Source organism: Actinoplanes cyaneus, assembly GCF_016862095.1.
In the GTDB taxonomy this organism is placed as follows: domain Bacteria; phylum Actinomycetota; class Actinomycetes; order Mycobacteriales; family Micromonosporaceae; genus Actinoplanes; species Actinoplanes cyaneus.
Map to the genome: position 1 here is coordinate 59,734 of NZ_BOMH01000077.1, position 9,547 is coordinate 69,280.

Below are 9,547 nucleotides of genomic sequence, written 5' to 3' on the forward strand. Positions count from 1 at the left end.
GGACTTCCCCGCCGCGTCAGCCTATAGACCGAACCCAGCTGTTGCACATCCTTGGCAACTAGAACGAGTGATGAACGTGATCACGATCAAATTCAGACACAAGATCTTGATGTCCCCTCTCCGCTGTGGTCCATCTCCGCTGCTCCCGCGGGGACCCTTCCGGGCCGAGCAGGGCGCTGGCGCGCCCAGAACGCTCACCCCTCCAGGGCGGCCTCCCCGGTGCGCACGGTCAAAGCAGCAAACCCGTCCACACCCACCGCCGGCCGGCGGCCCGCCCGTCGAGGCCCGCGAAGCAGCCGGTCGTCCCGGCCCGCCCCGCGCCGGCTGCTCCCGGCTGGTGCTCATGGGCGTTATGAGGAACGAATAACGCCCATGAGCACCAGCCGGGAGCAGCCGGCGCGGGGCGGGCCTGGTGCGGGCAACTGGTCCCGTCCGGGGCGCCTGGTGGCGCCGCATTGCGGGCCTGGTGCGGGCGGTCGGTCGCGACCCGGCGTCCGGAGGGCTGGAGCCGCGGTGCGGAGTGGTGCGGGCGGCCGGTCGCGAGCGGGCGTCGGGAGGACCGGAGTGGCGGGCGGGCCGGTGCGGGCGGCCGGTGGCGTGCCGGCCGTCAGGCGGTGGCGGGGGAGAGCGGGAGGCGGACGGTGGCGATCGTCCCGCCGGCGTCGCCGGCCGTGAGCGTGATCGTGCCGCGGTGCAGCTCGACGATCGCCCTGCTCAGGGCCAGGCCCAGCCCCGCCCCCGGGATGCCGCTGTGACGGGCGTTCGTGGCCCGGTAGAGGCGGGCGAAGAGCCGGTTCCGCTCGCCCTCGGGGACGCCCATGCCGGCGTCGGTGACGGTGAGCACCGCGGCGTCCTCCTCGGCGGCGAGGGTGACCGTCACGGCCGAGCCGGCCGGGCTGTACTTCACCGCGTTGCCGATCAGGTTCTCCGCCACCTGTCGCAGGCGGGCCTGGTCGGCGGAGATCTCCAGCCGGTCGGGCAGCTCGGTGCGGATCCGGTCGCCCGGTTCGCCGGAGTCCGCGATCACGGTGGCGACAGCGGCCCGCAGCACCGCTGAGACGTCGACGGTGCCGACGGTCAGCCCGGCGTGCCCGGACTCCAGCGCGGACAGGTCCAGCAGGCGCTCGACCAGGGTCCGCAGCCGCGCGTTGTTGCGTTCGATGACGGCGAGCAGGTCCCGGACCTCGCCGATCGTCGTGTCGTCACCGGATTCGGCGATCAGGTCGGTGTACGTCGCGATCGACGTCAGCGGGGTCCGCAGCTCGTGCCCGACGAGCGCGATGTACTCCCCGATGCTGGCTGCGAGCTGGTTCTGCAGCTCGTCCGAGCGGCGCCGCTCCAGGTAGGCCCCGAACAGCCCGGCGATCCCGGTGAGCAGCACCGCGAGGGCCGGCTCCGGGTCCTGCCGTTCCGGGGTGAAGAACGTCAGCACCCCGACCACCTGCTCGGCGCTGAGCACCGGCACCGCGCCGGCCGCACGGTACCCGGTCGACCGGACGAGCGGCAGCACCGGCGAGCCGGAGGCGCGGATGTCCGGCACCCAGAGCAGCTCGCCGGTCTGCCAGCAGCGACCGGCCAGCCCCTGACCCTGGTTGAGGCTGGGCGGGAAGGGGATGTCCTGCGCGCCGGGCGCGGTGTGCGTGACCTCGGGCCGCAGGCGGTCGGTCACCTCGTCGACGAGCCAGATCCGCAGGTACGGCCAGCCCAGGCAGTGCGACAGGCTGCGCAGCACGGCTGTCCCGGCCTGCTGGACGTCCGGCGCGTGCACGAGCGCCTGCAGGACTTCGGCCTTGCACTTCTCGTACTGCAGCTGATGATGATCGGAGGTCACGTCGTGCACCGCGGCGACCGCGCCGAGCAGGGTCCCGCCGGCGTCCCGCACCGGGCGCGCGTTGATCGCGAACCAGCGCGGCCGGTGCTCCCGATCCCGGGCCCGCAGGTCGGCGTGGTGCACCGGGCGGCCCCGCAGCGCCTGCTCCAGTGGCATGTCCTCCGGCGTGAGCAGGGTGCCGTCCTGGTGGCGCAGGCCGAAGCGTTCCGGCCAGTCGTGGATCGGCACGCTGATGCAGTCGTCGCCGAAGAAGTCGCGGATGGCGCGGTTCACGAAGACCAGCCGGCCCTGCGGGTCGCAGGCGACGGCACCGGTGTCCAGGCTCTGCATCAGCTCGGCCAGGAACGGGGCGTCCGGCGGCAGCGGGAGGCAACGCCGCAGCGTCTCGGTGAGGTCGCGAACGCTGAACGGCTTCGGTACGACGGCTGCCGCGCCCGCCTCGGCCAGCAGCGTGTCGCCGGGTGGCAGGTAGCCGGTGATCAGCACGACCGGGATGTCCGCGGTGCCCGGTTCCTCGCGCAGTGCCTGGCACATCCGGATGCCGTCCAGGTGCGGCATGTCGACGTCGGCGACGATCAGGTCGAACCGGTCGGCGCGGGCGGCGGCGAGCCCGGCGCGGCCGTCGTCGGCGACCGTGGGCACGTGGCCGAGCCGGCGGACGATCTCGGCGAGCACCGCCTGATGTTCCGGGTTGTCCTCGACGACCAGCACCGCTGCCATGGCCGTACTTTAATGGCACAAAAATCCCGAAAGACGCAAAAGCGACAATAAGTGTTCTCAGGTTTCGCTTATACGGTCGCGGGGGTACTGTCCCGCCGCATATCGGCGACTCCTGAGGTCTGTTGTATGAGCGCTTTGACCGCCCACCTCGACGTTCCCCTGCATCATGGCGCGCCCGGCGCGGCCCGGCGTGCGGTGGTGGCCGTCCTCGGCGGCTGGGGTTTCCGCGACCTCGACTGGCTCGACTCGGCCGCCGTCGTCGTCAGCGAACTGGTCACCAACGCGGTCCGCCACGGCGGCGGCTGCGTCGCCCTGCACGTCGAGGCGCACGACCAGCGCGTCGTCGTCTCGGTAGCCGACGGCTCGTCGGTGGTGCCCCGCCGCCGCGATCCCGACGACGCGGGCGGCCGTGGCATCGCGCTGATCGAGGCGCTCGCCGAGAGCTGGTCCGTCCACAACCACGAGGGAGGCAAGCAGGTGCGCGTGTCCTTGCTGCCGTGCCCCGGCGCGGTGCCGGCGGATTGCGGCACGGATCGAGTGCCGCCGACACAGGACGTCAGCCGGGACCCGGCGACGCGACCCGGCCCCGAGCCGAGCTCCCAGCCGCCGGCACAGGACGTCAGCCGGGACCCGGCGACGCGACCCGTCCCCGGGCTGAGCTCCCGGCCGCGACGCGAGGTCCCGGCTGGTTCTCATGGTCGCTATGAGGCACGAATAGCGACCATGAGAGCCAGCCGGAGCCCGGAGCCGCGGCCGTAGCCCGGCCCCGGAGCGGCCTCGCGACGGCGGCCGTCCGGACAGCGCCCGCTATGGCCGTACCCAATGGGGATCTTAGATCTGGAAGCGCTGGACGGCGGAGCGCAACTGCGCGGCGAGCGTCTCCACCTCCTGCGCCGTCCGGGCTGCCTGCCCCACGGCGGCACGACTCGCTGCCGTGCTCGACGCCACGCTCGCGATGTTGCCCGCGATGTCGGACGCCCCGGCCGCCGCCTCGGTCACGCCGCGGTTCATCTCGGCGGTGGTCGCGCTCTGCTCCTCGACCGCCGACGCGATCGTGGTCTGGTAGTCGCTGATCTGCTCGATGATCCGGCTGATCTCGTCGATCGCGGTGACGGCCTGGCCGGTGTCGCTCTGGATGGCGGCGATCTGCTGGCTGATCTGCTCGGTGGCGCGTGCCGTTTCCTGGGCGAGGTCCTTGACCTCGCTGGCGACGACCGCGAAGCCCTTGCCGGACTCGCCGGCGCGCGCGGCCTCGATCGTCGCGTTCAGGGCGAGCAGGTTGGTCTGCGCGGCGATCGACGTGATCACGTTGATCACGTCGCCGATCTGGGCGGACGAGTCGCCGAGCCGGTTGATGGTCTCGCTGGTGGCGCGGGCCGCGGCGACCGCGTCCGAGGCGACCTGCGCGGCGTCGCCGGCGTTGCGGGAGATCTCGCTGATCGCCGAGCCCATCTCCTCGGTGCCGGCGGCGACCGTGTGCACGTTGCCGGAGACCCCGGAGGCGCTGCCCGCGGCGAGCCCGGCCTGCTGGTCGGCCTCGCTGACGGCGCTGTCGATCTCGCCGCTGACCCGGCGCATGGTCTCCGACGCCTCCTGCAGCCGGGCGCCGTTCTCGACGATCTCCACGACGGTGCCGCGTACCCCGGTGATCGCCTCGTCGACGGCCCGGCCCATCACCGCGATCTCGTCGCTGCCGGAGGTGTCGGCGCGCGCGGTCAGGTCGCCGCGGGCCAGCGACTGCAACGTCCGGATGAGGTGCCCGACGGGCCGGGTCACGCTGCGCGTCACCGCGAAGGTGAGCAGCACCGCGGCGGCCACGGCCAGGGCGAACGCGATGATCAGCCAATCACGGGCGGCGGCCGCGCTGTCCTGCGCGGTGCGGGTGGCCCGCTCGGCGCGCGCGGTGACCGAGGCGACCAGCTTGTCGGTGCCCTCGACGATCACGAAGTACAGGTCGTAGCCGGGACCGAGCAGGATCTTGTCGCCGCCCGCGATGTCCTTCGCGGCGTACGCGGCGGCGATCCGCATGTCGGCCTCGAAGTACTGGTTCCAGGTGTCCACCAGCGTGTCGAAGATCTTCCGCTCGTCGGCGGTCATCGACCCGGTGTCGGTGGCCTTCAGCAGCGCGAGCAGCTTGTCCTTGTCGGCGAGGAAACCGGCCCGGTTGTCGCTCTTCGGGTCGGCCGCGACGACCGGGCCCAGCCGGTAGGCGTCCCACGCGTAGGCCACCTGCCACCCGGAGATGTCACCGTCGTAGTACTTCTGCTCGTCCACCTGGTGCAGCAGCCGTTGCAGGGACTGCACCTCGGCCGCGGCGTCGGACTGCCGGTTGAGCCCGGCCACCCCGATCGCGACCGCCACCCCGAGCATGACCAGCACCACGGCGAACGCCATGGAGAGACGCCCACCGAGCTTCAGACGTCGCAGGATTGCCATACTGTCAGGAGATCACGACCATCCGCGCGGTGGTGCCTTTTCCGGGTCCCTCGGACTCCACTGTCAGTTCGCCGTCGTGCGCGGCGAGGATCCGCTGCGTGATGCTCAGCCCCAGCCCGACGCCGGGAACGGCCTGCTCCCTGGCGAACCGGCCGCGGTAGAACCGCTCGATCACGTGCGGCAGCTCACCGGCCGGGATGCCGGCGCCGTGGTCGACCACGTCGAGGCCGGTCTCGGTCACCCTGATCCAGACCGCGGACCCGGCCGGGCTGAACAGCACCGCGTTGCGGACCAGGTGCTCGGCGGCCTGGCTGAGCCGGGTGAAGTCGCCCGGCACCGGGAACGGCCCCTCCGCGGTCAGCTGGAGCCGCAGCGTCACCTCGCGTTGCGCGGCCTGGGCCCGGCACGCGGCGATCGCCGCCTCGGCGACAGTGACCAAGTCCGTCTGGGCGCGCAGCAGCGGCAGGGGAGTGCCGGCCGGCCGGGTCCCGGCGAGCAGGTGGTCGACCATGCGCACGAGGCGTTCACCGTTGCGCTGGATCGGCTCGATCATCATCCGGTACGGCTCCAGCCCCTCGTTGTCCACGAGCAGCTCGAGGTAGCCCTGGATCGTGGTGACCGGCGTGCGCAGCTCGTGCGAGACCGTGGCGACGAAGTCCTCCTCGCGGCTGATCGCCCGGGACAGCTCGTCGCCGACCTGGGCCAGCAGCATCCGGTTGCGGACCCCGGAGAGGTGCCCGGCGGCCTGCCCGGCCATCGTGTGCAGCATCTCGATCCGCCGGTCCCCGGCGTCACCCGGGCGGTCGTCGAGCACGCACATGGTGCCGAGCTGGAAGCCGTCCTCGTCGATCAGCGGCACCCCCGCGTAGAACCGGATGTTCGGTGCACCCACCACGTTCTCCCAGGTGCGGAACACCTGGTGGGAGAGCGCGTCCTTGACGATCAGCGGCACCCTCTGGTCGACCACGACCCCGCAGAACGAGGTGCTCAGCGGGCCACCGCTGGACGGCATGCCGGTGCTGCCGGCGAACCACTGACGGTCCGCGCCGACCAGCGTCACGGTGGACATCGACGTCTCGAAGACCGAGCTGGCCAGTCGCGTCAGCTCGTCGAGGACGACCAGCCGTGGCGCGTCGAGCAGCTGGTAGCTCTGCACCGCGGCCACCCGGGCCTCATCAGCGACTGCGCTCATCGGGTTCCGTTCGTCGTGGCGGGCGGTGTCCGTGTCGGGGAGAAAAATCGACGCCGGGCCGACCCGGTTGAGGAGTTCCGGCAGCCCGATTACCCGGTTACCGAACGCTTATGGCGCGCTACCGATAGTCGATATTGGCGTGCACAGCGTGAAGGGGGAACCATGCGGACCGAGCTGTACAAGTCGGCGCGCGCCGACGACAACAAGCCTGTCGTGCTCGTCGTGGACGACGAGGAGACCGTGCTCGAGACACTGTCGTTGCAGCTCGGCCGGGAATACCGGGTGCTCACCGCGCCCGACGGGGACAAGGCCCTCGCGGTCCTCGCCGAGCACGGCACGGCCGCCGCGGTGATCAGCGACATGCGCATGCCCGGGATGAACGGCATCGAGCTGCTGCGCCGCGTCCAGATGGAGTACCCGGCGATCACCCGGGTCCTGCACACCGGATACGGCGACATGGCCACCGCGGTCGCCGCGATCAACTCCGGCGGGGTCTACCGGTACCTGCCCAAGCCGGCCGACACCGAGTCACTGCGCGGCGCGATCCGCGAGTCGGTCGCCAAGCACGATCACGAGATGGCCGACCGGGAGCTGCTCGACCGCACCCTGCGTACCGGCGTCAAGGCGCTCTTCGGAGTGCTCGAGCTGTCCAACCCGGCCGCCTACCAGCGGGCCGGCCGGATCCGTACCCTCGTCGGCGAGCTCTGCCACCTCCTGCAGCTCGACGGCCTGTGGGAGATCGAGGTCGCCGCGATGGCCTCGCAGCTCGGCGCGGTCACCGTGCCACCGTCCACCTGGCAGAAGCTGGAACGCGGCCTGCCTCTCAGCGCGGACGAGCAGGCCACCGTCGACGCCATGCCGCGCATCGCGGTCCGGCTGCTCGGCGACATCCCGATGCTGGAAGAGGTGCTCGCCATCGTCGACGGCCTCACCGGGGGACCCGGCCCGGCCGGAGGACGGTCCGCGCTGGCCGAGGACGCGATCGCGGTGCTGCGCACGGCCATCGCCTACGAGTCCCTGGAGCTGCGCGGCATCGACCCGGTCACCGCGATCACCGCGCTGGAGGAGCGCCACGACCACTACCCGCACGTCATCGCGGCGCTGCGCCGGCTCAAAGGGGTGCGCGCGCTCAAGGACACCGTGCGCAGCGTCCGGGTGACCGAGCTCGAGGTCGGCATGCGCCTCATCGAGGACGTCGTGGCGACGAACGGCCTGGTTCTGATCGGCAAGGAAACCGTGATCACCGAGCTGATGCTGGACCGGCTGACGAACTTCGCCCGCGCGGTCGAACTGGTCGAGGAGGTCCTCGCCGCGGTCCCCTACAAAGCGAGCTACAAGCCGACCGCCTACGCAAATCACCGGTAGTCCGGCTGTTACGGCCCCGCTCGTTCGTATTCGGCGGCCAGCGCCGCGACGACGGCCAGCGCGGCCTCGGCCTCGGCCCGGATCCGTCCGGCCGTGCCCGCCGGGTCGGTCACCGCGCCGGCCCGGGCCTGGTCCTCGAGAGCCGAGCAGAGCGCGGCCAGCGCGGTGGCCCCGATGTTGGCCGCCGACCCCTTCAGCGCGTGCGCCTGATCCCGGATCAGGCCGGGATCCTTCTGCTCGAACCCGTCCAGCAGCCGATCCACCGCCGGGGGCGTCTTCGCCACGAACGACCGCAGCAACCTCAGGACGAGCGCCAGCTCCTCCGGCGCCGGATCCGGATCGGTGATCGTCGCGATCCGCGCCCGCACCCCGGCCAGCCGCTCGTCCTCCATGCGCCCATCCTGCGCCGCCGGGTCCCCTCAGAAGATCAAATTCACATTCTTCATTGCCTGCCTTTGCTGTGGTCCTTCTCCGCTGCTCCCGCGGGGACCCTTGCGGGCTTCGCAGGGCCGTGGCCGGCCCAGAACGCGAAACCCTCCAGGGCGATCTCCGCGGCTGGGCACGGTCAGAGCAACAGACCCGCCCACGCGTCACACCCGTCGCGGATCCGCCCGCCGGTCGCAGTCCGCGACGCCGACGGTGGGCACGGCAGCGCCGCGCCCCGGCTCTCGGCTGGTGCTCATGGGCGTTATTCGTGCCTCATAACGCCCATGAGCACCAGCCGGCAAGCGTGACCCGCCTCGCGGCCTGGGCACGCCGCTGCCCGTGGTCGCGGCGATCAGCGTGCGGGCGGGTCAGGCGCCCCAGCCGGCCTGGGTGCCGCCGGCGCGTTCGGTGCTGACCGTCGATGCGTACCCGGAAGCCTTGAAGGCCTTGACCGGGTCCCTGGGCAGCCCGCGTGCCTCACGGCGGTCGGCCAGCGCGGCGCGCACGTCGGTTTCGTAGGCGGCCATCAGGATCTCGTTGGCGCCGAGCACGTCACCCTCACGCTGCGCGGTCGCCAGCGCGGACCGGTCGATGAGCAGCGCCTTGGCGAGCGCCTGCTCCACGTTGAGCACCGACCGGATCTGCCCGGGGATCTTCTCCTCGATGTTGTGACACTGGTCGAGCATGAAGTTCACGCCGGACGACGGCAGGTGCGCGTCCACCGCCACGATCTCCGACATGATCCGGAACAGCTGGAACGGGTCGGCCGCCCCCACGATCAGGTCGTCGTCGGCGTAGAAGCGCGAGTTGAAGTCGAACGCCCCGAGCCGACCCTGCCGCAGCAACTGCATCACGATGAACTCGATGTTGGTGCCGGGAGCGTGGTGCCCGGTGTCCAGCACGACCGTCGCCTTCTCGCCGAGCGCCAGGCAGTGCAGCAGCGACGTACCCCAGTCCGGGATGTCCATGCTGTAGAAGTACGGCTCGAAGAACTTGTACTCGAGCAGGATCCGCTGGTCGTCCCCGAGCTCGTCGTAGATGCGCCGCAGTGACTCGGCGAGCCGGTCCTGGCGGCCGCGCAGCGAGTCCTGACCGGGATAGTTCAGCCCGTCGGGCAGCCAGATCTTCAGATCGGACGACCCGGTCTCGTGCATGATCTCGATGCACCGCAGGTGGTGCCGCACCGCCTTGTCGCGGATCGCCGCGTCCGGGTGGCAGAGCGAGCCGAGCTTGTACTCGTCGTCCTGGAACAGGTTCGAGTTGATCGCGCCGAGCTTGACGCCCAGCTTCTCGGCGTGCGCGCGCAGGTCGGACCAGTCGTCGACGACGTCCCACGGGATGTGCAGCGAGATCCGCGGGGCGAGCCCGGTCAGCCGGTGCACCTGCGCGGCGTCGGCGATCTTCTCGTACGGGTTCCGCGGCACCCCGGGGGAGGCGAAGACCTTGAACCTGGTGCCCGAGTTCCCGTACGCCCAGCTCGGGACCTCGACGGTGAAGCCGTCCAACCCGTCCAGGTTCATGATGTTCCTCCATAGCGTCTGTTCGTCAGACCGTTGAGCAGGGCGGCGAAGACAAGC

7 protein-coding genes are annotated in these 9,547 nt (G+C 71.3%); 2 read left to right on the top strand and 5 right to left on the bottom strand.

Features of this window, described 5'->3' with window-relative positions; genetic code table 11:
• Positions 1-607 precede the first annotated feature (607 nt).
• Complete coding sequence (locus Acy02nite_RS42015; protein WP_203754646.1) at positions 608-2,551, bottom strand: hybrid sensor histidine kinase/response regulator; 1,944 nt, start codon at positions 2,549-2,551, stop codon at positions 608-610.
• 126 nt (positions 2,552-2,677) lie between these two features.
• On the opposite strand from Acy02nite_RS42015, the gene Acy02nite_RS46950 reads away from it, so the two are divergent.
• Positions 2,678-3,310 carry an ATP-binding protein gene (locus Acy02nite_RS46950; RefSeq protein ID WP_239175767.1) on the top strand — a complete coding sequence of 211 codons (633 nt, stop codon included), beginning with the start codon at positions 2,678-2,680 and terminating at the stop codon, positions 3,308-3,310.
• A 72-nt stretch (positions 3,311-3,382) separates the two neighbouring features.
• Here Acy02nite_RS46950 and Acy02nite_RS42025 read toward each other — a convergent pair whose 3' ends face one another.
• Both Acy02nite_RS42025 and Acy02nite_RS42030 read right to left on the bottom strand, forming a co-directional pair.
• A complete protein-coding gene (locus Acy02nite_RS42025; RefSeq protein WP_203754648.1) occupies positions 3,383-4,987 on the bottom strand; it encodes a methyl-accepting chemotaxis protein in 1,605 nt (534 codons plus the stop codon).
• A 4-nt stretch (positions 4,988-4,991) separates the two neighbouring features.
• On the bottom strand, positions 4,992-6,179 hold the full coding sequence (locus Acy02nite_RS42030; protein ID WP_203754651.1) for a GAF domain-containing sensor histidine kinase: 1,188 nt from the start codon (positions 6,177-6,179) through the stop codon (positions 4,992-4,994).
• A gap of 162 nt (positions 6,180-6,341) precedes the next feature.
• On the opposite strand from Acy02nite_RS42030, the gene Acy02nite_RS42035 reads away from it, so the two are divergent.
• Positions 6,342-7,544, top strand: a complete 1,203-nt coding sequence (locus tag Acy02nite_RS42035) for a response regulator (RefSeq protein WP_203754654.1) — start codon at positions 6,342-6,344, stop codon at positions 7,542-7,544.
• Between the two features lie 8 nt (positions 7,545-7,552).
• On the opposite strand, the gene Acy02nite_RS42040 is transcribed toward Acy02nite_RS42035, so the two are convergent.
• Positions 7,553-7,936 carry an Hpt domain-containing protein gene (locus tag Acy02nite_RS42040; RefSeq protein ID WP_203754656.1) on the bottom strand — a complete coding sequence of 128 codons (384 nt, stop codon included), beginning with the start codon at positions 7,934-7,936 and terminating at the stop codon, positions 7,553-7,555.
• A gap of 402 nt (positions 7,937-8,338) precedes the next feature.
• Positions 8,339-9,490, bottom strand: a complete 1,152-nt coding sequence (gene rhaI / locus Acy02nite_RS42045) for an L-rhamnose isomerase (protein ID WP_203754658.1) — start codon at positions 9,488-9,490, stop codon at positions 8,339-8,341.
• Positions 9,491-9,547 lie beyond the last annotated feature (57 nt).

Bases quoted from the DNA above. Each gene is read 5' to 3' on its own strand.
- Acy02nite_RS42015 (WP_203754646.1), bottom strand. From the start codon at position 2,551: ATGGCAGCGGTGCTGGTCGTCGAGGACAACCCGGAACATCAGGCGGTG.
- Acy02nite_RS46950 (WP_239175767.1), top strand. From the start codon at position 2,678: ATGAGCGCTTTGACCGCCCACCTCGACGTTCCCCTGCATCATGGCGCG.
- Acy02nite_RS42025 (WP_203754648.1), bottom strand. From the start codon at position 4,987: ATGGCAATCCTGCGACGTCTGAAGCTCGGTGGGCGTCTCTCCATGGCG.
- Acy02nite_RS42030 (WP_203754651.1), bottom strand. From the start codon at position 6,179: ATGAGCGCAGTCGCTGATGAGGCCCGGGTGGCCGCGGTGCAGAGCTAC.
- Acy02nite_RS42035 (WP_203754654.1), top strand. From the start codon at position 6,342: ATGCGGACCGAGCTGTACAAGTCGGCGCGCGCCGACGACAACAAGCCT.
- Acy02nite_RS42040 (WP_203754656.1), bottom strand. From the start codon at position 7,936: ATGGAGGACGAGCGGCTGGCCGGGGTGCGGGCGCGGATCGCGACGATC.
- rhaI (WP_203754658.1), bottom strand. From the start codon at position 9,490: ATGAACCTGGACGGGTTGGACGGCTTCACCGTCGAGGTCCCGAGCTGG.